Source organism: Cryobacterium inferilacus (assembly GCF_019599185.1).
Taxonomy (GTDB): Bacteria; Actinomycetota; Actinomycetes; order Actinomycetales; family Microbacteriaceae; genus Cryobacterium; species Cryobacterium inferilacus.
Genome location: NZ_JAIEUL010000001.1, coordinates 184,479 through 206,505 on the forward strand (window position 1 = coordinate 184,479; position 22,027 = coordinate 206,505).

Annotated in this window: 21 protein-coding genes and 1 tRNA gene; 3 read left to right on the forward strand and 19 right to left on the reverse strand. The window is 67.8% G+C overall.

The window, feature by feature from the left end; translation table 11 throughout:
- Positions 1-24: 24 nt before the first annotated feature.
- The 6 genes from treZ to K2F54_RS00895 form a co-directional block, all read right to left on the reverse strand.
- A complete protein-coding gene (gene treZ, locus K2F54_RS00870) occupies positions 25-1,788 on the reverse strand; it encodes a malto-oligosyltrehalose trehalohydrolase (protein WP_308287437.1) in 1,764 nt (587 codons plus the stop codon).
- Positions 1,785-4,130, reverse strand: coding sequence for a malto-oligosyltrehalose synthase (gene treY / locus K2F54_RS00875; protein WP_220603950.1), 2,346 nt, complete (start codon positions 4,128-4,130; stop codon positions 1,785-1,787). Before treY ends, treZ begins: the two co-directional genes overlap by 4 nt.
- Positions 4,131-4,135: 5 nt before the next feature.
- The gene (gene glgX / locus K2F54_RS00880; protein WP_220603951.1) at positions 4,136-6,364 is read right to left on the reverse strand and encodes a glycogen debranching protein GlgX; all 2,229 of its coding nucleotides are present in this window, start codon (positions 6,362-6,364) and stop codon (positions 4,136-4,138) included.
- Between the two features lie 124 nt (positions 6,365-6,488).
- A complete protein-coding gene (locus K2F54_RS00885; protein WP_220603952.1) occupies positions 6,489-7,523 on the reverse strand; it encodes an LLM class flavin-dependent oxidoreductase in 1,035 nt (344 codons plus the stop codon).
- Positions 7,524-7,638: 115 nt separating this feature from the next.
- Complete coding sequence (locus K2F54_RS00890; RefSeq protein WP_220603953.1) at positions 7,639-9,087, reverse strand: FAD-binding oxidoreductase; 1,449 nt, start codon at positions 9,085-9,087, stop codon at positions 7,639-7,641.
- 54 nt (positions 9,088-9,141) lie between these two features.
- Positions 9,142-10,827, reverse strand: a complete 1,686-nt coding sequence (locus K2F54_RS00895; RefSeq protein WP_220603954.1) for an ABC-F family ATP-binding cassette domain-containing protein — start codon at positions 10,825-10,827, stop codon at positions 9,142-9,144.
- A 110-nt stretch (positions 10,828-10,937) separates the two neighbouring features.
- Between K2F54_RS00895 and K2F54_RS00900 the strand changes: the two genes are divergently transcribed.
- Positions 10,938-11,315, forward strand: a complete 378-nt coding sequence (locus K2F54_RS00900) for a hypothetical protein (RefSeq protein ID WP_220603955.1) — start codon at positions 10,938-10,940, stop codon at positions 11,313-11,315.
- Between the two features lie 31 nt (positions 11,316-11,346).
- Here K2F54_RS00900 and K2F54_RS00905 read toward each other — a convergent pair whose 3' ends face one another.
- From K2F54_RS00905 to K2F54_RS00915, 3 genes are read right to left on the reverse strand one after another with little or no spacing between them, the layout of a single operon-like run.
- Positions 11,347-11,757, reverse strand: a complete 411-nt coding sequence (locus K2F54_RS00905) for a YchJ family protein (protein WP_308287438.1) — start codon at positions 11,755-11,757, stop codon at positions 11,347-11,349.
- Positions 11,758-11,781: 24 nt separating this feature from the next.
- Positions 11,782-12,369, reverse strand: coding sequence for an SOUL family heme-binding protein (locus K2F54_RS00910; RefSeq protein ID WP_220603956.1), 588 nt, complete (start codon positions 12,367-12,369; stop codon positions 11,782-11,784).
- 38 nt (positions 12,370-12,407) lie between these two features.
- Positions 12,408-12,758 carry a zinc ribbon domain-containing protein YjdM gene (locus K2F54_RS00915; protein ID WP_220603957.1) on the reverse strand — a complete coding sequence of 117 codons (351 nt, stop codon included), beginning with the start codon at positions 12,756-12,758 and terminating at the stop codon, positions 12,408-12,410.
- A gap of 256 nt (positions 12,759-13,014) precedes the next feature.
- Between K2F54_RS00915 and K2F54_RS00920 the strand changes: the two genes are divergently transcribed.
- Complete coding sequence (locus tag K2F54_RS00920; RefSeq protein WP_220603958.1) at positions 13,015-13,620, forward strand: hypothetical protein; 606 nt, start codon at positions 13,015-13,017, stop codon at positions 13,618-13,620.
- Positions 13,617-14,375, forward strand: coding sequence for a PspA/IM30 family protein (locus tag K2F54_RS00925; protein WP_220603959.1), 759 nt, complete (start codon positions 13,617-13,619; stop codon positions 14,373-14,375). The genes K2F54_RS00920 and K2F54_RS00925 overlap by 4 nt, the downstream gene beginning before the upstream one ends.
- Before the next feature lie 89 nt (positions 14,376-14,464).
- On the opposite strand, the gene K2F54_RS00930 is transcribed toward K2F54_RS00925, so the two are convergent.
- The 10 genes from K2F54_RS00930 to rpmA form a co-directional block, all read right to left on the reverse strand.
- Positions 14,465-14,540 (reverse strand) — tRNA-Ala (locus K2F54_RS00930).
- 73 nt (positions 14,541-14,613) lie between these two features.
- On the reverse strand, positions 14,614-15,033 hold the full coding sequence (rsfS, locus tag K2F54_RS00935) for a ribosome silencing factor (protein ID WP_220603960.1): 420 nt from the start codon (positions 15,031-15,033) through the stop codon (positions 14,614-14,616).
- 49 nt (positions 15,034-15,082) lie between these two features.
- Positions 15,083-16,192 carry a hypothetical protein gene (locus K2F54_RS00940; protein WP_220603961.1) on the reverse strand — a complete coding sequence of 370 codons (1,110 nt, stop codon included), beginning with the start codon at positions 16,190-16,192 and terminating at the stop codon, positions 15,083-15,085.
- Positions 16,189-16,782: a nicotinate-nucleotide adenylyltransferase gene (nadD, locus tag K2F54_RS00945; RefSeq protein ID WP_220603962.1), complete on the reverse strand. Its 594-nt coding sequence runs from the start codon at positions 16,780-16,782 to the stop codon at positions 16,189-16,191. The genes K2F54_RS00940 and nadD overlap by 4 nt, the downstream gene beginning before the upstream one ends.
- Positions 16,783-16,797: 15 nt before the next feature.
- Entirely contained in the window at positions 16,798-17,004 is a 207-nt protein-coding gene (locus tag K2F54_RS00950) for a hypothetical protein (protein WP_220603963.1), read from the reverse strand.
- A gap of 93 nt (positions 17,005-17,097) precedes the next feature.
- Positions 17,098-18,366 (reverse strand): glutamate-5-semialdehyde dehydrogenase, encoded by a 1,269-nt coding sequence (locus K2F54_RS00955; protein ID WP_220603964.1) that lies wholly within the window; start codon positions 18,364-18,366, stop codon positions 17,098-17,100.
- Between the two features lie 52 nt (positions 18,367-18,418).
- Positions 18,419-19,219 (reverse strand): glutamate 5-kinase, encoded by an 801-nt coding sequence (gene proB / locus K2F54_RS00960; protein WP_220603965.1) that lies wholly within the window; start codon positions 19,217-19,219, stop codon positions 18,419-18,421.
- An 82-nt stretch (positions 19,220-19,301) separates the two neighbouring features.
- Positions 19,302-20,105 (reverse strand): glutamate 5-kinase, encoded by an 804-nt coding sequence (gene proB, locus K2F54_RS00965; protein ID WP_220603966.1) that lies wholly within the window; start codon positions 20,103-20,105, stop codon positions 19,302-19,304.
- On the reverse strand, positions 20,102-21,685 hold the full coding sequence (gene obgE, locus K2F54_RS00970) for a GTPase ObgE (protein WP_220603967.1): 1,584 nt from the start codon (positions 21,683-21,685) through the stop codon (positions 20,102-20,104). Before obgE ends, proB (K2F54_RS00965) begins: the two co-directional genes overlap by 4 nt.
- An 84-nt stretch (positions 21,686-21,769) precedes the next feature.
- Positions 21,770-22,027, reverse strand: coding sequence for a 50S ribosomal protein L27 (rpmA, locus tag K2F54_RS00975; RefSeq protein WP_066595878.1), 258 nt, complete (start codon positions 22,025-22,027; stop codon positions 21,770-21,772).

Consider the following 22,027-nt stretch of genomic DNA (forward strand, 5'->3'; position numbering starts at 1 on the left):
GATTCGCGGGTAGAAAATGGCGCCTCAGACGATTACGGCCACGGAGTGCGGCGGCAACAGTACCCGGCCGTTCTCCAGCGCCGGCACCGCGTCGGCGTTGTTGGCGAACGAGCTGACGATGCTCGTCCCGGTCACGGGAACCCAGCGACCGCTCGTGGACAGGTTGATCACGATGTCGGTGTCGCCTCTGCGCAGTCGCAGCCAGCCCTCGTTCTCGTCGAACGTGACCGCGACCTGGCCGAACCGGGGGTCGGTCACATCGGCGAGCTGCCGGCGGAGACCGACGAGGTCCCGGTAGAAGGCCAGCAGGCGGACGGCCTCTGGGCGGGTGGTCTCCGACCAGTCCAGCTTCGACCTCTCGAAGGTGCCGGGGTCCTGCGGGTCGGGCACCACGGCCGGGTCCCAGCCCATCCGGGCGAACTCGCCGATGCGACCCTCTGCCGTGGCAAGGCCCAGTTCGGGTTCCGGATGTGAGGTGAAGAACTGCCAGGGGGTACGGGCGCCCCATTCCTCCCCCATGAACAGCATCGGGGTGAACGGGCCGAGCAGGGTGAGCGCGGCGGCGATACCCAACTGGCCGGTGTCGAGCTGGGCGCTGAGCCGGTCACCGATGGCGCGGTTGCCGATCTGGTCGTGATTCTGCGAGGCGACGACGAGGCGCCAGGCCGGCATCCGCTCGACGTCGATCGGGCGACCGTGCACCCGCCCGCGGAAGCTGGAGAAGGTGCCGTCGTGGAAGAAGCCGCGGGTGAGCACCTTGGCCAGCGCACCGAGCGGGGCGAAGTCGGCGTAGTAGCCGACGGTCTCCCCGGTCAGCGCGACGTGCACGGCGTGGTGGAAGTCGTCACTCCACTGGGCGTCGAGCCCGTAGCCGTTGGCCTCGCGGGAGGTGATCAGGCGCGGGTCGTTGAGGTCGGACTCGGCGATCAACGTAAGCGGGCGACCGACGTGGGCACTGAGCACCGCAACCTCACCGGCGAGCTGCTCGAGCAGGTGCACGGCGGAGTGGTCCTTGAGGGCGTGTACGGCGTCCAGCCGGAGACCGTCGACGTGGTAATCCCGCAGCCACATCAGGGCGCTGTCGATGATGTATCGGCGCACCTCGTCGGAATCCTGCCCGTCGAGGTTGACCGATGCGCCCCAGGTGTTTCCCTCTGCGTCGCTGAGATAGGGGCCGAAGTTGGGCAGGTAATTGCCGCTGGGGCCGAGGTGGTTGTGCACGACGTCCTGGATGACGCCGATGCCCGCGGCGTGGCAGGCGTCGACGAAGGCCTGGTACGCGGCGGGTCCGCCGTAGCCCTCGTGCACGGCGTACCAGAGCACCCCGTCGTAGCCCCAGTTGTGGGTGCCATTGAAGCCGTTCACCGGCAGGAGTTCGATGAAGTCGACGCCGAGGTCGACCAGGTGGTCGAGGCGGCCCGCGGCCGCTTCGAGGGTGCCCTCGGGGGTGAAGGTGCCGATGTGCAGTTCGTAGATGGTGGCGCCGGCGAGCTGACGCCCGGTCCAGGAACTGTCCTGCCAGGTGTGTGCCTGCGGGTCGAAGGTGCGGGAGAGCTCGTGCACGCCCTGCGGCTGCCGGCGCGACCGCGGGTCGGGGAACGGACCTGCGCCGTCGACGAGGAAGCCGTAGTCGACGCCGTCAGCGCGGGCGGGCAGGGTGCCGTGCCACCAGCCGGCATCGTCGCGGGTCATCGGGGCGGTCGCGTGGGTGTCGGCGCCTGTGACCAGCTGCACGGTGTCGGCGGCGGGCGCCCACACGTCGATCGGTTGGGTCTGGTCTGTCGTCACGGGGCGACCTCCTCGGTCGGGGTGGGGGCATCGGTCGCTGCGGGCACCAGCAGGGCGACCGGGTAGCGGGAGAGCAGATCGGCCAGGCGCACCAGTCCGCCGTCGACGATCTCGCCGGTCAGGGTGTTCTGCCAGCGATGGCCGGCGAGCATGATGGTGGTGTCTCCCCAGCCGGTCTCGGCCAGGGTGAGGGGCAACCGGGTGGCCACCGTGACGGCGCCGCCGCGGTCGTAGGCCACCACGTGGGCGGCGGCCGGTCCGAACGCCTCGACCGGTGCGTGCCGGCTGAACAGCTCCGGCCGGTCACGGCGGAGGCGCAGGGCGCGCGTGCTGACGAGGAGCTTGGCCGCACCGGTCGCGTCGATCGGCGGCAGCCACCCCGCGGTGACGCGGGCGAGGTAGTCCCGCCGCACCGCGTAGTCCACCGGGCGGCGGTTGTCCGGATCGACGAGGGACATCTCCCAGAGCTCGCTGCCCTGGTAGATGTCCGGCACGCCGGGCGCCGTGAGTTGGATCAGCTTGAGGCTGAGGGAGTTGCTCCAGCCGGCCTGTTGCACCCGGTCGACGAAGGCGCTGACCGTGTCCTGCAGCGGGCCGGGCTCGGCCAGGCGGCGCACCAGGGCGCGCATGGCGTGCTCGAATTCCTCGTTCGGTGCGGTCCAGGTGGTCGAGAGATTCGCTTCCCGTGACGCCTTCTCTGCGTAGCCGATCAGTCGGTCGGTCGAGGCCGGCCACGACCCGATGATGGCCTGCCAGAGCAGGTTCTCGAACGGAGCATCACCGAGCGGGGCCAGTGCACGCAACTCGGCCAGGAGCTCCGCCCATTCCTCGGGCAGCTCCGCCAGAACCGAGATGCGCGCTCGCACGTCTTCGCCGCGCTTGGTGTCGTGGGTCGAGAGCGTGGTCTGCGACGCCGGGGCCACGGCCAGGCGGGTCTGCTGGCGGCGGTGGAACTCGTCCACGGTCACGGCGAATTCGCTCGGGTCTGCTCCGACCTCGTTGAGCGAGGTGAGCCGGCTGTAGCGGTAGTAGGCGGTGTCTTCGACGCCCTTGGCCATGACCATGCCGGAGGTCTGCTGAAAACGCACGGCGGCGGGATGGGCCGGGTCGGTGAGGACGGGGATCAGCGCGCTGATCGTGCCGTCGAGGTCGGGGCGGCGCTGCCGGGCGAGTCGAACGGCGGTGTCGAATTCATGCCGGCCGACGGGCAGGTAGGAGCGGTACACCGGGAACCAGGCGATCAGTTCGGCCAGGGCGTCCACGGCATCCGGCACCTCGGGGATCAGCCGGTCGAGTCGTCGCACCTCGCTCTGCAGGATGCTGTCGGCGATGCCGCGCTTGCCGGTGTAGACCAGCTCGGTCCAGGAGACCGGCTCGGCCGGGTCCTCCGATTCCCGCTCGGCCTGCAGGGTGGCCTCGAGGGCATCCAGGCCGGGCTGGCCGGCCGGGTCGACGAGTACCCGGTCGAAGTCCGCGAGGGCGTCGTAGCCGGTGGTGCCGTGGGTCGACCAGCTGCTGGGCAGCTGTTCGCGTCCTTCCAGGATCTTCTCCACCAGCAGGTAGCCGTCCGGCATGGCCGCGTGCAGCCTGTCCAGGTAGCCACCGGGGTCGGCGAGGCCGTCGGGGTGGTCGACCCGGAGTCCCTGCACCAGGCCGGTGTGCACCCAACGCAGGATCTCGCGGTGTGACTCGTCGAAGACCCAGGGCACCTCGACCCGGAGGCCCGCCAGGGTGTTGACCGCGAAGAAGCGGCGGTAGTTCAGGTCGGCGTCCGCCCGGCGCCAGTTGACCAGTTCGTAGTGCTGCCGATCGTGTACCTCGCGGGCGGAGGCGCCGTCGTCCGCGCTCCCAACGGCGAGGGGGAATCGGTTGTCGTAGTAGTGGAGTTCGTCGCCGACCACCGTGAGCCGGTCGAGTTCGGTGTCACCGTCGCCCAGCACCGGCAGCAGCAGGCGGCCGTTGCCGGCCGGCCAATCCACGTCGAACGCCTCGGCGTACCGGGAGTCCTGCCCGTTCTGCAGCAGGTCCCACCACCAGGAATTCGAGTGCGGCGTGTTCACACCCACGTGGTTGGGCACGATGTCCACCAGGATGCCGCGGCCGGCGGCGGCCGCCCGCTCAGACAGGCGGGCGAGCGCCTCCGGGCCGCCACGGGCCGGGTCGACGGCACCGTGGTCGACGACGTCGTAGCCGTGGTCAGACCCGTCCTCCGCCGTGAGCAGCGGGGACAGGTAGATCCAGTCGGCGCCGAGCTCGCTGACGTAGTCGAGCACGGCGGCCGCCTCGTCCAGGTCGAAGGCGGAGGTGATCTGCAGGCGATAGGTCGAGGCGGGGATGCTCATGATGCTTACGAGGGTCCTTCGGTCGAGGCGTAGGGGTCGCTCACCACGGGCAGGGTGATGGCGGATGTGGGCGGCGCCGGGTGGCTGGCGAGGGAGGCGGCGACGGAGTGGTCGGGGGCCACCTCCGGCTCGTGGTATTCCCGCAGCACCACGAGGGAACGCGACTTGACGGTGTGGCTCGCGCCGGCGGGGCGTGCTGCGGAGTCGGCGCCCTCTCCCCCGGTGTCGATCACGATTTCCCAGGCCGGGGAGTACTCGGCGCTGGGCAGCGTGAACTCGACGTCGTCACCATCCGCGTTGAAGAGCAGGATGAAGTTGACATCGGTGACGTCGCGGCCGCGGGAATCGCGCTCCCTGATGCCCTGACCGTTCAGGAACATGCCCACGGTACGAGCACGACTCTCGTCCCAGTCCTCCGCACGCATCTCGTCGCCGTCGGTGTTCAGCCAGACGATATCGGCCAGCGGGTCACCCTCGCCGCGCTTGCCGGGGTGACCGTCGAAGAAACGGCTGCGACGGAAGGTGGGGTGTTCCTTGCGCAGGCGCACAACGGCGGCGGTGAACTCGATCAGGGGCTGGTCGGCCTCGTCCCAGTGGATCCAGCTCAACTCGGAGTCCTGGGCGTAGGTGTTGTTGTTGCCCTGCTGGGTGCGACCCAGCTCGTCGCCGTGCAGGATCATCGGCACACCCTGGGAGAGCAGCATCGTCGCGATGAAGTTCCGCTGCTGGCGACCACGCAGGGTGCGGATCGCGTCGTCGTCCGTGGGTCCCTCGACCCCGGCGTTCCAGGACCGGTTGTGGCTTTCGCCGTCGTTGTTGTCTTCACCGTTGGCGTCGTTGTGCTTCTCGTTGTACGACACCAGGTCGTTGAGGGTGAAACCGTCGTGCGCGGTGACGAAGTTGATCGACGCCACCGGGCGCCGGCCGGAGTGCTCGTAGAGGTCGGCGGAGCCGGAGATCCGAGAGGCGAACTCGCCGAGGGTGGAGGGCTCGCCGCGCCAGAAGTCGCGCACGGTGTCGCGGTACTTGCCGTTCCATTCCGTCCACTGCGGCGGGAAGTTGCCCACCTGGTAACCGCCGGGGCCGACGTCCCAGGGCTCGGCGATGAGCTTGACCTGGGAGACGATCGGGTCCTGCTGCACGAGCTCGAAGAAGGTGGACAGCTTGTCGACGTCGTAGAGGTCGCGGGCCAGCGCGCTGGCGAGGTCGAACCGGAACCCGTCGACGTGCATTTCGATGGCCCAGTAGCGCAGCGAGTCCATGATCAGCTGCAGCGAGTGCGGGTGGCGCACGTTCAGGGTGTTGCCGGTGCCGGTGTAGTCCATGTAGTAGCGACCATCGTCATCCATCAAACGGTAGTAGGCGGCGTTGTCGATGCCCTTGAACGAGATGGTCGGGCCCAGGTGGTTGCCCTCAGCGGTGTGGTTGTAGACCACGTCGAGGATGACCTCGATCCCGGCGGCGTGCAGGTTCTTGACCATGCCCTTGAACTCCTGCACCTGCTGGCCGAGGTCGCCGCTGGAGGAGTAGGTGTTGTGCGGGGCGAAGAAACCGATGGTGTTGTAACCCCAGTAGTTACTCAGTCCCTGGTCCTGCAGGGTGGAGTCGTTGACGAACTGGTGCACGGGCATCAGCTCGATCGCGGTGACGCCGAGCTTCTGCAGGTGCTCGATGACCGACGGATGCGCGACGGCCGCGTAGGTGCCCCGCTGTGACTCCGGCACGTCCTGCATCAGCTGGGTGAGGCCCTTGACGTGCGCCTCGTAGATCACCGATTCGCTGTACGGGGTGCGCGGCGAACGGTCTCCGGTCCAGTCGAAGAACGGGTTCACCACCACGCCGAGCATCATGTGCGGGGCGGAGTCCTCATCGTTGCGGGAATCCGGTTCGCCGAAGTTGTAGGAGAACAGCGCCTGATCCCAGTCCATGACACCGCAGGTGGCCTTGGCGTACGGGTCGAGCAGCAGCTTGTTCGGGTTGGCGCGCTTGCCCTCGCTGGGGTTGTACTCGCCGTGTACCCGGTAGCCGTAACGCTGCCCGGGCTGCACCTCCGGCAGGTAGACGTGCCAGACGAAGGCGCTGGACTCGCGCACCTCGACGGGGGTTTCCTGGCCGTTCTCGTCGAACAGGCAGAGCTCCACCCGCTCCGCGGCCTCACTGAAGAGGGCGAAGTTGGTGCCGCTGCCGTCATAGGTAGCGCCGAGCGGGTAGGCAGATCCGGGCCAGGTTTCCACGGTGGACTCCTCGAGGAATAGAGCGAAAGGGTGAGGTGGGCGGTGTGCCTGCGCCGGGCCCACTTGTTCACGCTACCCCGTCCGGGGACCGTGGATTGCCGGTCCAGGCCCCGCAAGGTGACGCTCAGGCCATCAGTTCGTGCACCAGAGGTGCGACTTCGGTGCCGTACAGCTCGATGCTGGTCATCAGTTTCTCGTGGGAGAGGGTGCCCAGGCTGTACTTCAGGTCGAAGCGGGACAGGGACAGGCCGGTGGCCATCTTGGCGATCTTGGTGGCCACGGTCTGCGGCGATCCCACGAACAGGGCGCCGTCCGGGCCGGCATCCTGGTCGAAACGGGCCCTGGTCGCCGGACCCCAGCCACGTTCCCGGCCGATCCGGTCCTGCATGGCACGGTAGTGCGGCCACATCTCCTCGCGCGCCTGCTCGTCGGTGGCGGCGACGTAGCCGGGCGAGTGCTCGCCGATCGGCAGGCGTTCCCGGCCGAACTGGTCGAGGGCCCGGTGGTAGAGGTCGGTGAACTGGGCGAAGGCCAGGGGCTCGCCGCCGATGATGGCGAGCATCAGCGGCAGGCCGTAGTGGGCGGCGCGCACCACGGACTGCGGGCTGCCGCCCACGCCGATCCAGGTGCGGATGCTGCCGGACTCTGTGGGCGGGAACACCCGCTGGTTCGCCAGCGACCCGCGAGTCTTGCCCGCCCAGGTCACCGGCTCTTCCTTGAGGAGTTCGGTGAAGAGTTCGAGCTTCTCCTCGAACAGCTGCTCGTAGTCGCTGAGCTCGAGGCCGAACAGCGGGAAGGACTCGGTGAACGACCCACGGCCGAGGATGACCTCCGCGCGACCGTTGGACACCGCGTCCAGGGTGGCGAAGCGCTGGAACACGCGCACAGGGTCGTCGGAGCTGAGCACGGTGACGGCGGAGCCGAGCTTGATGTTGTTGGTCTGCCCGGCGATGGCGGCCAGAACCACTTCGGGGGCCGACACGGCGAAGTCTTCGCGGTGGTGTTCGCCGATGCCGAAGAAGCTGAGGCCGATCTCATCGGCGAGCACGGCCTCGGCGACGACATTGCGCAGCACCTGGGCGTGGCTGAGCAGACTGCCGTCCGCGGCGTAGGTGACGTCGCCGAACGTGTCGAGACCCAGTTCCAGTGTCGGTGCCATGGTGGTGCGCCCTTTCGATCGTTTTGTATGCATACGCATACTACGACCCAACCGGGGGCCGGGTGGTTCTATTCCACCCCATGGGTCCGGCCGGTGGGCACAGCGGGTCTGGTGGTCAGTCGGTGTCGCCGGTCGCGCCGCTGCCGGCGATCATCACGGGGATGTTGTGGTTGAGCCTCAGCAGGTTCTCCGGGTCATAGACCCGTTTCAGGGCGGCCAGCCGTTCCAGCTTGGCCGGCCCGTACACGGCCAGGGCCTGGGCGACGGGGTCGGACCCGGCTTCTGCGCCGAGGAAATTGAGGTACCTACCGCCGGACCCCAGCGCCTCCATCTCCGTGCCGAAGCCGCGCACGAACGCCACCCGTTCCGCGTCATCGGCCGGATCGGTCCAGAATCCGTAGATGTTCAACCAGAACCGCGCTCCCCGGTTGGGAAACGGTGTGGCGTCCTCTGGCACGCGCCCGAACGCACCGCCCATGTGATGGATGTCGAAGCCGGTGCCGAACCAGGTCTGCTCACCGCCACGACGCAGCACGGTCTCGATCACGGCCGGGTCGATCCTGTCGAACGAGGTGTTCCGCCAGTAGCCGCGCACCCCCTTGGGGAACATCCCATCGACCGCGGACTGCCACGCCGTCCACGGAACGGGCTCATCGACCTCGATCGCGGGCGGCGCGGCCCGGCGCATCCTGTCGATCACCTGTCGCCCCTCGCCGGCATCCGCGCCGGTCCAGACGAACCCGAGCAGCATCAGCGGCTCTGAGCCGAGTCCCATGGCGGGAGGCGGCACGAGCACGCTGAGGATGGAGGTGAGCTCATCCGGCAGGTCCAGGGTCCACTCCTCGTATGCGGCCAGCGTCGCCGCCCAGTGCTGCCTCGGGTAGACGAAGTTGCCCGTCACCAGACGAGCGGGCAACGGATGCGCCCTGAAGGTGAATGACGACACCACACCGAAGTTTCCGCCGCCGCCGCGCAGTCCCCAGAAAAGGTCGGGGTTCTCGGTGTCGCTGGCCCGCACGGTTTCTCCGGCCACGGTGATCATCTCTGCCGAGAGCAGATTGTCGGCTGTCAGCCCGTATGCCCTGGTCAACCAACCGACTCCACCCCCGAGGGTGAGGCCGGCGACCCCGGTGGCGGAAACCACGCCCAGCGGCACGGCGAGACCGTATACCTCCGTGGCCCTGTCGATATCGGCCATGGTCGCCCCGGCCTGCGCTCGAACCGACCGCGAGTCCGGGTCGACCTCAACGGTGTTCAGGGCGGACAGGTCCAGCACGATGCCGGCATCGACGGTTCCGTTGCCGGCCACGTTGTGTCCGCCGCCGCGCACGGCCAGCGGCAGCCGGTATCGGCGGGCGATGGCCAGTGTCGGCGCGATGTCGCTCTCGGTTCCTGCACGTACCACCAGCAGGGGGCGGCGGTCGATCATGCCGTTCCAGACCCGTCTGGCGTCGTCGTAGCCCGGGTCGGTGGCGACGATGAGATCGCCGGCCACAGCGGGGCGCAGTTCCTCGACCAGCTGGTGCGGATCCACGGTGTTCTCGGAAAAGGTGCTCGGTGTCATGAGAGTCCTCCTGATCACAGCAGAGATGACGACTACCCCTCTATGACAGCACCGTCAGTGACCGGAGGCAACGCCCGGCTCGCTCTCCCAGACCCGGCCTGCACGCACAGCCCAGTGCCGGTCGATCCGGACGGTGGCGAGCATTCGCCTGTCGTGGGTTACCAGCAACAGCGTGCCGGTGTACGACTCCAGCGCCTGTTCGAGTTGTTCGATCGCCGCGAGGTCGAGGTGATTGGTGGGTTCGTCCAGGACCAGCAGGTTCACCCCGGTAGCCTGCAGCAGCGCCAGGCCGGCGCGGGTTCGTTCGCCGGGCGACAGGGCGTCTGCCGGGCGGTTGACGTGATCGGCGGTGAGACCGAACTTGGCCAGGAGTGTGCGGATCTCGCCGGCGGCGAGCTCGGGCAGTCGCTCCTCGAAGATGGCCACCAGGGTGTGCTCGCCAGTGACACTGGCCCTGGCCTGGTCGATCTCGCCGACGGCGACACTGGCCCCCAGGCTTGCCGAGCCCTCGTCAGGGGTGCGGCGGCCCAGCAGCGCCCGCAGCAGGGTACTCTTGCCGGCACCGTTCGGTCCGGTGATGCCGATGCGCTCACCCGCGTTGACCTGCAGCGACACCGGTCCGAAGACGAAGTCGCCCTGTCGGATGAGAGCCTCGTTGAGGACGGATACCACGGCGCTCGAGCGCGGGGCGCTGCCGATGGTGAACTCCAGCTGCCATTCCTTGCGGGGTTCGTCGACCTCGTCGAGTCGACTGATCCGGCTCTCCATTTGGCGCACCTTCTGCGCCTGCTTCTCGCTGGATTCGGCGGCGGCCTTGCGGCGGATCTTGTCGTTGTCCGGGGACTTCTTCATCGCGTTGCGTACGCCCTGGCTCGACCACTCCCGCTGGGTGCGGGCCCGACCGACCAGGTCGGCCTTCTTGTCGGCGAACTCGTCGTAGGCGGCGCGCTTCTGCCGTCTGGCCGTTTCGCGTTCGTCGAGGTAGGACTCGTAGCCGCCACCGAAGACCCGGTTGGCACCCTGCGCGAGGTCGAGTTCGAGGACCCGGGTGACCGAGCGGGCCAGGAATTCCCGGTCGTGGCTGACCAGCACCACTCCCCCGCGAAGGCCGGTGACAAAGGCTTCCAGGCGTTCGAGACCATCGAGGTCCAGGTCGTTGGTGGGCTCGTCGAGCAGCACGATGTCGAACCTGGACAGCAGCAGGGCGGCCAGGCCGACCCTGGCGGCCTGACCGCCGGAGAGTGAGGTCATCAGGGTGTCAGCGGCCACGGCGGCGTCGAGAGTGAGGCCGAGGTCGTTCAGCACTCCTGGCAGCCTGTCGTCGAGGTCGGCCGCGCCGCTGGCGAGCCAGCGGTCCAACGCGCTCGAGTAGACATCGGCGGGGTCGGTCCCGCCTGGCGCTGGCGGCTCGGCCAGGGCGGAGGCAGCGGCGTCCATCTCCCTGGTGGCCGCTGCGCAGCCGGTTCGCCGGCCGATGTACTCGGCGACGGTCTCGCCAGGCACCCGTTCGTGTTCCTGCGGCAACCAGCCGACGAACGCATCGGCGGGCGACAGCGCCACGGTGCCGCCCTGTGGCTCGTCGAGGCCGCCGAGCAGCCGCAGCAGGGTGGATTTGCCTGCGCCGTTCACGCCGACCACGCCGACGACGTCTCCGGGAGCCACGGTGAGGTCGAGCGAATCGAACAGGGTGCGATGGGCGTAGCCACCGGCCAGTCCCTTGGCGACGAGAGTTGCGGTCATGGGTCTAGTTTCCCATTCCGGTGACGGGCACCGATTCACGCCAGGACGGGCGGGTTCACGCCAGAATGGAGAGAGTGCGAGCCCACCGGGGTGCGCCGAACGGAGCCACCATGAGCGAATCCGAATTGCTGACGCACTGGGCCACCGCCCGCTGGCACATCATCGTGTCCCAGGTCGCCCCGACCGTGCTTCTCATCGCCCTGATCGGCTTCACGGCCGTCGGGATCTCCGGCACACCGGTGAGTGTGCGTCTAGCGGCCGCCGGTGTCCTGCTTGCCTCCGGCATCCTGGGCGCCCTGGTTCAAGTCAGTGCGGCCAACGAGGGGCGTGCCGTCATCGACGACCTCAACTCGCTCGGCTCACCCTCGGCCCTGAGCCGTCGGGTGATCGCATCCGCCCCGTGGATCAACGTGGTGCGCCTGGTGACCCCGGCCATCTTCGTGGTCGTCTACGTCGCCCTGCTGACGGCCCTGTTCCTGCCCGCGTAGCCAGCGGCCGGGGGTCACCGCCAGCGGCCGGTCAGTCCGTCGCCTCGAGGTAGAACCAGACTCCCGCGACCTTCTCGAACCGGCTCACCTCGTGCTGCCGGGAGCGGTGGCCGCCCTGACGGGCGTACGCGGTGAACTCGACGATTCCCACGGTGTCCAGCATCCCCCCGCGTTCGGTTCGTTCGATGTCGAGGCGCATCCACCGCACCGTTCCATCGAGTTCCAGGTCTTCCGGCCGAGTGCGCGGATGCCAGGTGGCGAGCAGATAGTCGGCATCACCGACCGCGAAGGCCGAGTACCGCGACCGCATGAGCTGTTCTGCCGTCGCCGCCCTGCTTTCCCCACGGTGGAGTCGGCCGCAGCAGTCGACGTAGCCATTGCCGCTCAGGCAGGGACAGCGCACGGGCAGGGCGGACGGGACGACGGGGTCGGGTGTGGGCACCGTGCCATTATCGCCCGGATGCGCTCACGCCGAGGTGACCCGCACGAGGGCCTCGGTGTGACCGAGCGGGCCGGGTTTCCACCACGGATCGACGCGGGCGTAGTACAGGCCACCGAGAGGCTCCAGTCGGCAGGAACGCACCTCGGTGAGGAGGTCCCTGCCGCCCGCTCGGAGTCTGGCGGTGCTGAGTCGGCCGGCGAAGCGCAGGGCAGCGGCCTCGTGAGCCGGCATGGAGCGGAGCTGAACGGACTCCTCCAACGGAGCAGGGAGGTCGGCCGGGTCTGTGCCGGTCGCCACGACGATGCTCACCAGCTGACCGGTTGCCGCCATCGGGTCTAGCAGACCTCCCGATTCGAGCAGGACTCCCGATTCGACCGGCCCCACCGGTTCGACCGGCCCCACCGGTTCGAGCAGGAGCGGAGCGGTCACATCCAGGACCGCCCCTGCCGCGTTCTCGCCGCCCAGGTAGCGACGCAATACCCTGGCACCCGCCAGGCCGGCGCGGACAGACGCGGAATCGGCCCGCATCTGCACGAGCACCCGGGCCGGATAATGTCGGACGTCGAAGCGAGGAAATGCCCGCACCACCGTGTACGGCAGCTGCTCGGTCATACCGGGGAGTGTAAACCCGTGGGCCCTCGTGAGGGGGGTCAGGCCTTCTTGACCACGCTGGACTTGAGCTGGGTCGTGACGCCCTCGATCCGCGCCTCGATGTCGTGGTCGCCCACGCCCTGGCGCAGACGGATGTCGCGCACCTTCGTGCCCACCTTGAGCATGTTGGTGCCGCCCTTGACCTTGAGGCCCTTGATGATGGTCACGGAATCCCCGTCGGCGAGCACGCTGCCGTGCGCATCCTTGATCACGGTTGCAGCCGCCGGCTCGTCGGCCGCGGCGGCCTCTGCAGACCATTCGTGCGCGCAGAGCGGGCAGACCAACAGCGACCCCATCTCATAGGTCAGGTCGCTGGAGCATTCCGGGCACGGAGGCAGGGTGTCATTCACTCCCCCATCGTACCGGTCAGACTCTGAGCCAAATCGAGGGTAACGGGCGTACCGTGTGCGCTAGAAAACGTGACCGGGCGTACGACGCCGGCGGTCACCTCACACCGGGGCTAGGCGCTCCTGGGCGTCCCGGACAGCTGCTGAACGAAGGCGGAGCAATGGAACCCACCGAAACCGACACCGCACGCACCAACACCGCAGGCATCAACACCGCAGGCACCCGGACTGCCTGCACCACCACCGGCCGGTGGTCGCGGTGAGCGTCCTCGCGGAGATCCTGCTCGCCCTGGCGAGCATCATGCTCGTCTCCACCGCCGCCGTCATCATCGGTGTCAAGGTCGTGGTCGGCCGGCTCAGGCGGAGCCGGGCCGTCAGCGCGTCCGTCCTGCGGGCGCGCGCCAGATTGAGCGTCGGGCGGCAGCACGAGCTCCTCGCCCTCAGAGTGCGCCTCGCCGAGCTCCTCGCCAGTGGAGCTGCGGCCCTGGACATCGCCAAGCGGAACGACACCCCCCTCGGTGAACTCCGGGGGCTCTTCGAGCGCATCCGCACCGACGCCGCCGCACTGGATGCACAGCTCCTGCTGCTCCTCAGCGAACATGACAGCGCCGTCCTGACGGAGTCCATTCCCGCCGCACGGAACAGGGTGGACCAGGTCGGCACCTTGGTCAGGCGCCTCCGCGTGGCCGTCGCGGCGGGAATCGGCGACCCGACCGATGATTCCCTCGCCGTGCTCCGGGGAGATCTCGACCGGGAGATCGAAGCCCTCTCCGCCGGTCGGGGCGAGCTGCACGCGCTCTATCGACTCGACGACACCGGCGGCCAGACCGCGCTCACCCCCCGCACCGAACGGAGTCCCTCATGACACTGTCCTCCAGGCTGCGTGTGATCTTTCGTAGCAAGACCTCCCAGGCACTGGACCGGATCGAGGATCCCCGAGAGGCCTTGGACGACAGCTATGACCAACAGGTGAAGATGCTCCACCAGGTGCGCCAGGGTCTGGCAGAGGTCGCGACCGCCAAGAAACGCATCGAACTGCAGGGCCAGGAGATGGGTCAGCGCCACCGCCGCCTGGGCGCGCAAGCCGACCAGGCGCTCGATCAGGGACGGGACGACCTGGCCAGAACCGCTCTCGAGCGCCGCGCCCTACTGGAGAACCAGGTCGCTCTGATCCACGACCAGTACAGCGTGCTCGAACAGCAGCAGGCGCGCTTGCAGGACAACGAGCGTCGCCTGGCCGAGCGCATCACGGCGTTCCGCACCGAGAAGGAGACCATCAAGGCCAGCTACGCGGCATCCGTCGCCCAGGTCAAGGCCAACGAGGCCGCGGCCGGCATCGGCGGCCAGATGACGGACGTGGGCCTGAACCTCGACCGGGCCAAGGATCGGGTGGCGCAAATGCAGGCCCGCGCGGCTGCGACCGACGAGTTGTTGGCCAACGGCACCCTCACCGACCTCACCGCGACGCCGGACTCCGACCTCGAGCGGCAACTGTCGTCAGGGGCGATCGCGGCCGACGTCGAGCGTCAACTGCAATCGATGAAGTCCGCCAAGTCTGCCCACACGGCTCGTCCCGCCGGCGATGACAACCCCGATGCCTGGTTGAGCATCGGACGGTGAAACCGCAGAAAAATATAAAAGAAATCCACCGCGAAGAGTGGCACGAAAAAACCCCCGATGAACTTTCTCATCGGGGGTTTCTTTCGTTTTGGTGGATCCGAGGGGATTCGAACCCCTGACCCCCTGCATGCCATGCAGGTGCGCTACCAGCTGCGCCACGGACCCAGACTTTGTTTCGAATTCCTCCGAAACAACTTCATTAGGTTACTACATGTTTTGAGTGCTCGTGAACCAAACGCTAGTCCGCGGCCTCAATTTCGACCGGGGTTTCTGTTTCGGCGTCGTCGATGGCACGCGCACTGGCCAGGTCGATCGGGATGACCGGGCAGTCCTTCCAGAGTCGCTCGAGGGAGTAGTAGACCCTTTCCTCCTCGTGGAACACGTGCACGACGAGGTCGCCGAAGTCAACGAGGATCCATCGGCCCTCTGCGCGGCCCTCGCGGCGCAGCGGCTTGTAACCGGCCTCGATGAGCTTGTCTTCGATTTCGCCGGCAATGGCGACCACGTTGCGCTCGGAGCGCCCGGTGACGATGAGGAAGATGTCGGCCAACGGCAACGGGTTGGAGACGTCGATGGCAACGAGGTCCTCCCCCGCTTTCGAGTCGGCGGCGGCGGCAGCCACCTTGAGGAGCTCGAGAGCGTGGGCAGAAGCGGTCATCGATTGAATCCCTGAGTTAGTAAAAGCGAAAAGGATGGCAGGAGAAGATTTAGTAGATGTTGAAGGCGTAGCCCACAACGAAGAGCGACAGCACGCCGATGGCGAGGACCGCGGCGGTGATCGCCAGGACCGTCGGCAGCGACGCTCCACGCTTTCGAGGCGGCGTCATGACGCCCCTGGTGGAGGTGTGGGTGCTCACGGCGCGACTGGCGCTGACCGGGGCGACGTCATTGTGGTGACCGCCCTCATCGAGCTGGTCGAGCATGCGATCCATCTCGGACGAATCGAAGAGGTTCGGGTGCTGCCCGGTAGCGCCCAGGCTACGCGGCAGGTCGATCGAGCCGGTGATCATGATCTCGCCGGTGCTCGTGATCGGACCCGCGGTTCCCTGACGAGGGATCGCCGGCAGGATCAGTGCGTTGCTGGTCGTCGGGATTCCGCCGGCACCCATTCCGCTGCCGACCAGATCGTCGAAGGTCGTATCGTCACGGCGACCGATGCTCTGAATGTGGCTGTCGTCCTCGCGGTCGACAGACCAGTGCCCCACCGGAAGGTTCAGCCCCAGTGGCGCGGCGGCGGCTGGGCTCTTCTGAGCCGGGGTCGCCTGAGCAGAGTTCGTGTGAGCAGAGTCGGTGTGGGCAGCGTTCGTTTCCGCAGGGGTGACTCCGACGGGACTCACCGGCTCGGCATCCTGGGCGCCTGCCCCGTTCGCGGGGGTGACGCCGGCTGCCGGTTCCGCGCTGGCGGCCGCGGCGGCCTGCAGCGCACGCAGTTCCCGGCGGGTGAGAGTATGACCCGGCTGGACCACGACGGATTCTGTGACCTCGGTACGAGCAGCAGCGGGCGCATCGGGCAGCGGCAACGGCGCGGGAACGGGCGTGGCGGCTTCGGGCTCGACAACCTTGGGCTTGGCGGATGCCGGCTTGGCGGATGCCGGCTTGGCGGATGCCGGCCTGGCGGATGCCGGCCTGGCCGGTACCAGCTTGGCCGCCGCCGGTGCCTCGATACCCGGCGCGGTGTGACGGGAGTGCTGCACGGCGGGAGTGAGCGACGCGGGGTCGACCGACGGGTCGGTCTCCGACGAGGCCGGCTCGTTCTCCCGAGCCAACTCGCGCAACTGTCGTCGCGTCAGTGGCTGCGGGTCATTACCCAACGTCATGCCACACTCCGATACAAATGGTGCTTTGAGATGTACTGGACAACCCCATCAGGGACCAAGTACCAGACCGGGAAACCCCGGTTCACACGTGCCCGGCAGTCAGTGGACGAGATAGCCAGAGCCGGAACCTCCAACAAGCTTACGTCCTGGTTGGGCAATCCCGAAATGCTCAGGTCATGTCCCGGACGACTCACAGCCACGAAGTGGGCGAGCTTCCAGAGCTCGGCCACGTCTTTCCACCCCAGAATCTGGGTGATGGCGTCCGCTCCGGTGATGAAGAACAGCTCGGCATCCGGTCGCTCGGCGTGCAGGTCCCGCAGCGTGTCGATCGTATAGGTGGGACCGGTGCGATCGATGTCCACCCGGCTGACCGTGAACCGGGGGTTGGAAGCCGTCGCGATCACCGTCATCAGGTAGCGGTGTTCGGCCCGGGTGACGTCGGCCTTCTGCCAGGGCTGCCCCGTCGGCACGAAGACGACCTCGTCGAGGTCGAAGCTCTGGGCCACTTCACTGGCAGCCACGAGGTGTCCGTGATGGATGGGGTCGAAGGTGCCGCCCATCACGCCGATGCGTGGGCGGTGACGTGTCACCGGCTGCCTGTCGGCCTAGTGGCCACCGTGGCTGGCCGTGCCACCGTGCGCGGCACTGTACGCATCGGCCTTGGCGCTGTGGCGGTTCGCCACGTCGCGGAAGCTCCAGAGCACGAAGCCCAGGGCCGCAAAGAGCACCAGGGCGACGAGGCCGTAGACCCAGGTGGGTACGGGCAGCTGGGTGTGCTCGACCTCGGCAAGGACAGCGGTCACGAACAACATGGAATCTCCGTTCAGACAGACGTGGATCGGGTGAGAGCTGGCAGCGGCCTGCGGTACCCCGACCAGTCTAGCGGGGGTGCCCGCGCGGGCCGGTTACGCGCGAACCTGGCCGGTACCGCGCACGATCCATTTGGTGCTGGTCAGCTCCGACAGCCCCATCGGTCCGCGCGCGTGCAGCTTCTGGGTCGAGATGCCGACCTCGGCGCCGAAGCCGAACTCGCCGCCGTCGGTGAACCGGGTGGAGGCGTTGACCATCACCGCGGCGGAGTCAACCTCGGACAGGAAGCGTTCCGCGTTGACGATGTCGTTGGTGATGATCGATTCGGTGTGTCCGGTGGAGTAGCGGCGAATGTGACCGATGGCGTCGTCGAGCGAATCCACGATGGCCACGGCCACCTCCAGACCCATGTACTCGGTGCCCCAGTCTTCCGGGGTTGCGGGCACGGCCGTGGGGAAGATCGTGCGCACTCGCTCATCACCGTGGATGGTGACGCCGGATTCCACCAGCCTGGACAGCACAGACGGCAACAGCCGCTCGGCTGCGTCCCTGTGCACGAGCAGCGTCTCCAACGCGTTGCAGACGCTGGGTCGTTGCACCTTGGAGTTGTGCACGATGTCGACGGCCCAGGCCGCGTTGGCGCTCTCGTCGAGGAAGATGTGCACGACGCCCGCGCCGGTTTCGATCACGGGAACCTTGGACTGCTCCACGACCGCCTGGATCAGGCCGGCACTGCCGCGCGGAATGAGAACGTCGACGTGGCCTCTGGCCTGCATCAGGGCCGTTGCCCCGTCTCGCCCGAACGGGTCGATGGTCTGCACGGACTCCGGGGGCAGGCCGGCCGTGCCGAGCGCGCCCTGGAGCAGTGCCACGAGCACCCGGTTGGTGTTCTCCGCGGCGGACCCTCCCCGCAGGACCACGGCGTTGCCGCTCTTGATCGCGATCGCGGCGATGTCGACGGTGACATTGGGTCTGGCCTCGTAGATCACGCCGACGACGCCGAAGGGCACCCGGACCTGGCTGATCTTCACGCCGTTCGGCAGGCTGCTGCCCCGCACGATCACGCCGACGGGGTCGGTGAGCATCATGATCTGTTCGACGGCACCGGCGAGGCCCTCGATCCGTTCGACGGTGAGGGTGAGCCGGTCGAGCATTCCGCTGCTCAGGCCGTTGGCCGACCCGGCGGCCAGGTCGATTCGGTTGGCCGCCACGATCTCGGTGACGCTCCCGCGGAGCGCCTGCGCGATCGCGGACAGGGCCAGGTCCTTCAATTGGGTTGAGGCCCCGGCAAGGTCCAGGGAGGCCCGCCTGGACGCCTCGAGGATGGGCACAAGCTGGACGGTGTCGTTCAGTGGCTGCAACATCCGGCCAGTTTACGGGACCCTGCGCACCGGAGCCCGCGTGCGCAGGCGCTGCCTACGGGGCGTGGGTTCCAGGACGCTCGACGGCCTCGAACCAGGTTCCGACCCGTTCGCCGCCCAGTGCCTCGCTGATCAGGGCCGTGGACGTGACCAGCACGGCGGTGCCGTGGGACGCAGCCAGTCTGGCCGCGGAGACCTTGGTGGCCGCGCCTCCGGTGCCGACACCGGAGAGGCTCTCGCCGAACTCGATGCCGGTCAGCGGGTCGCCGGCGGCGACCGAGTCGATGCGTTCGGCGCCCGGCAGGTGCGGCGGCCGGGTGAAGAGCGCGTCGACGTCGCTGAGGAGCACCAGGAGATCTGCCTTCACCAGGGTGGCGACCATGGCAGCGAGCCGATCGTTGTCCCCGAACCGGATCTCGTGAGTGGCGACGGTGTCGTTCTCGTTGACAATGGGCAGGATGCGCAGGCCAAGGAGACGATCCATGGCCCGTTGGGCGTTGCTGCGGTGCGCGGGGTTCTCGAGGTCACCGGCGGTGAGCAGAACCTGTCCGGCGATGATGTCGTACCTGTCCAGGCTCTCCTGGTAGCGGAAGACGAGCAGATTCTGTCCCACGGAGGCGGCGGCCTGCTGGGTGGCCAGGTCACTGGGGCGCTCGTCGAGCTTCAGGTAGGGCATGCCGGTGGCGATCGCGCCCGACGACACCAGGACGATCTCGGCCCCGCGACCGTGCGCGGAGGCGAGGGCATCGACCAGTTTCGCGATCTGACCGACATTCTCTCCGCTGATGGAGGACGAGCCCACCTTGACCACGATGCGCGCCGCGTGGCGGACGCCGTCCCGACCCAGGACGCTCATGCGGGTACGAGAGCCGGGACGAGTGCGTGCGGCTGACGCGCGGGTGCTTCCATGACGCGTCGCTTGATGACTGTGGGCTTGATCACAGCAGAATACGACCAGGAGCTTGCGGAGACGGCTCGAACCACGTACCCACGTGTTCCCCACGCAGCGCGTCCGCGGCAAGCGGAGTTGCGGTGACCAGCACAGCAGTGCCTGCCGCAGCGGCAAGCCTGGCCGCCGTCACCTTGGTATCGGCCCCGCCGGTGCCCACACCCGATTCGCTCTTGCCGAACTCCATGCCGTCCAACGGCTGGTCCCAACCGATGTCCTCGATCCGCACCGCACCTGGCAGATGCGGGGGCTTGGTGTACAGCGCGTCGATGTCGCTGAGGAGCAGCAGAAGATCGGCCCTGATCAGCACGGACAACATGGCGGCGAGGCGGTCGTTGTCGCCGAATCGCAGACCGTGGGTGGCCACAGTGTCGTTCTCGTTCACGATCGGCAGGGTGCGCAGGTCGAGAAGACGGTTGATGGTGCGGCGGGTGTTGCTGCGGTGCGGTTCGTCGAGCAGGTCCCCCTCGGTGAGAAGAACCTGGCCGGCAAAGATATCGTGACGGCCCAGGGTTTCGCGGTAGATCGCGGCGAGCACATTCTGGCCGACGGAGGCAGCAGCCTGCTGAGTGGCCAGGTCCACCTGCTTCTCTTCCAAGCCGAGGTGACGCATGCCGCTGGGCACAGCGCCAGAGGAGACCAGAACGACCTCCACCCCACGGCCGTGGGTGGCCGCCAAGGTCTCGACGAGAGGGCCGATCTGGTCGACACGGTCTCCGGTGATCGAGGACGACCCCACCTTCACGACGATCCGCCGGGCCCTGGAGATCCGAGCCCGCTCGTGTGCGCTCATTCGGAGCCGCCGTCCTTCGTGCGCCGGCGCGCGGCGTTGTTCTCCGTGACCTCACCGTCGCTGCCGTTGTACTCTTCTTCACCGGTGGACCACATACCGGCTTCGCGTTCCCGGATGAGCTCGGCCCGGGCTGCGGACTTCGCATCCATGCGCTTGAGGTATTCCTCGCGCCGTTCGTTGCTGGTGCGACGCTTGGAGTCATCCATCCGGCTATCGGTTCCGCGGGGGGCGGTGATCAGCTCGGCCGTGGAGGTGAGTGTGGGCTCCCAATCGAAGACCATGCCGTCGCCGGGCCCGATAACGACTGTCGAACCGGCAACGGCGCCGGCCTTGAACAGTTCGTCCTCTGTACCCAGCTTCGCAAGCCGGTCCGCGAGGAAGCCGACGGCCTCGTCATTCTTGAAGTCGGTCTGCTGCACCCAACGCTCCGGCTTGGCGCCGAGAATGCGGAAGATGTTGCCGAACGAGCCGCCCTCGACACGCACGATGAAGCCGCTGTCGTCGACCGCCTTGGGCCGGATGACGATGCGCGGCTTGAGAGCCGCGGCTTCGGCGCTGGAGACACGGCCGGCCTCGACGGTCTCGGCCAGGGCGAAGTTCAGCTGGCGCAGACCCTCGTGACTGACCGTGGAGATCTCGAAGACCCGGTAGCCACGTTCCTCGAGTTCGGCCTTGACGAAGGCGGCGAGTTCGCGGCCCTCAGGCACGTCGATCTTGTTCAGTGCGATCAGCTGCGGACGTTCGAGCAGAGGGGTCTGGCCATCCGGAACCGGGTAAGCGGAGAGTTCGCCCAGGATGACGTCGAGGTCGCTGATCGGGTCGCGGCCCGGGTCGAGCGTGGCGCAGTCGAGAACGTGCAGCAGCGCGGTGCACCGCTCAACGTGTCGGAGGAATTCGAGACCGAGGCCCTTGCCCTCGCTGGCGCCCTCGATGAGGCCGGGCACGTCAGCGACGGTGTAGCGCACCTCACCAGCATCCACGACGCCGAGATTGGGCTGGAGGGTGGTGAAGGGATAATCGGCGATCTTGGGCCGGGCCGCCGACATCGCGGCGATCAGGCTGGACTTGCCCGCCGAGGGGTAGCCCACCAGGGCGACATCCGCCACCGTCTTGAGCTCGAGGTAGACGTCGCCCTCGAAGCCGTGGGTACCGAGCAAGGCGAAGCCGGGCGCCTTGCGCTTGGTCGAGGCGAGAGCGGCGTTGCCCAGTCCGCCTTGACCTCCGGGCGCCACGATGATGCGGTAGCCGGGCTCGGTCATATCGGCGAGCTCGTTGCCCTCCGCGTCTTTGACGACAGTGCCCAGCGGCACGGAGAGTTCGATTTCGTCGCTGCTGTACCCCGCGCGGTGGTCACCCATGCCGGGCCCGCCATTGGCGGAACTGCGGTGTGGGGAGCGGTGGAAAGCGAGCAGGGTCGTCACCTGCGGGTCGGCGACGAGGACGATGTCGCCCCCGCTGCCCCCGTTGCCACCATCGGGTCCGGCGAGAGGCTTGAACTTCTCGCGTTTGACCGAGACACAACCGTTTCCTCCGTTGCCCGCTCGCAGGTGGAGCGTGACTTGGTCAACGAACGTGGCCATGGGAATGCCCCTTTCAGGTGGCGATAAAAACAAACATGAGGACGAGCCGAAGCCCGCCCTCATGCTGAAAAGCTGTGTGGATGCCTAAGCGGCAGCTACCACGATGTTGACGACCTTGCGGCCGCCCTTGGCGCCGAACTCGACCGAGCCGGCTTCGAGGGCGAAGAGGGTGTCGTCGCCGCCACGGCCGACGTTGACGCCGGGGTGGAAGTGGGTGCCACGCTGACGGACGATGATCTCGCCCGCGCCGACAACCTGACCGCCGAAGCGCTTCACGCCGAGGCGCTGCGCGTTGGAGTCACGACCGTTGCGAGTGGAACTCGCGCCTTTTTTGTGTGCCAT

Coding starts and splice junctions, on each gene's coding strand:
- treY (WP_220603950.1), bottom strand. CDS start 4,130: ATGAGCATCCCCGCCTCGACCTATCGCCTGCAGATCACCTCCGCCTTC.
- K2F54_RS00885 (WP_220603952.1), bottom strand. CDS start 7,523: ATGGCACCGACACTGGAACTGGGTCTCGACACGTTCGGCGACGTCACC.
- K2F54_RS00890 (WP_220603953.1), bottom strand. CDS start 9,087: ATGACACCGAGCACCTTTTCCGAGAACACCGTGGATCCGCACCAGCTG.
- K2F54_RS00895 (WP_220603954.1), bottom strand. CDS start 10,827: ATGACCGCAACTCTCGTCGCCAAGGGACTGGCCGGTGGCTACGCCCAT.
- K2F54_RS00900 (WP_220603955.1), top strand. CDS start 10,938: ATGAGCGAATCCGAATTGCTGACGCACTGGGCCACCGCCCGCTGGCAC.
- K2F54_RS00910 (WP_220603956.1), bottom strand. CDS start 12,369: ATGACCGAGCAGCTGCCGTACACGGTGGTGCGGGCATTTCCTCGCTTC.
- K2F54_RS00925 (WP_220603959.1), top strand. CDS start 13,617: ATGACACTGTCCTCCAGGCTGCGTGTGATCTTTCGTAGCAAGACCTCC.
- rsfS (WP_220603960.1), bottom strand. CDS start 15,033: ATGACCGCTTCTGCCCACGCTCTCGAGCTCCTCAAGGTGGCTGCCGCC.
- K2F54_RS00940 (WP_220603961.1), bottom strand. CDS start 16,192: ATGACGTTGGGTAATGACCCGCAGCCACTGACGCGACGACAGTTGCGC.
- K2F54_RS00950 (WP_220603963.1), bottom strand. CDS start 17,004: ATGTTGTTCGTGACCGCTGTCCTTGCCGAGGTCGAGCACACCCAGCTG.
- K2F54_RS00955 (WP_220603964.1), bottom strand. CDS start 18,366: ATGTTGCAGCCACTGAACGACACCGTCCAGCTTGTGCCCATCCTCGAG.
- proB (WP_220603965.1), bottom strand. CDS start 19,219: ATGAGCGTCCTGGGTCGGGACGGCGTCCGCCACGCGGCGCGCATCGTG.
- proB (WP_220603966.1), bottom strand. CDS start 20,105: ATGAGCGCACACGAGCGGGCTCGGATCTCCAGGGCCCGGCGGATCGTC.
- obgE (WP_220603967.1), bottom strand. CDS start 21,685: ATGGCCACGTTCGTTGACCAAGTCACGCTCCACCTGCGAGCGGGCAAC.
- rpmA (WP_066595878.1), bottom strand. CDS start 22,027: ATGGCACACAAAAAAGGCGCGAGTTCCACTCGCAACGGTCGTGACTCC.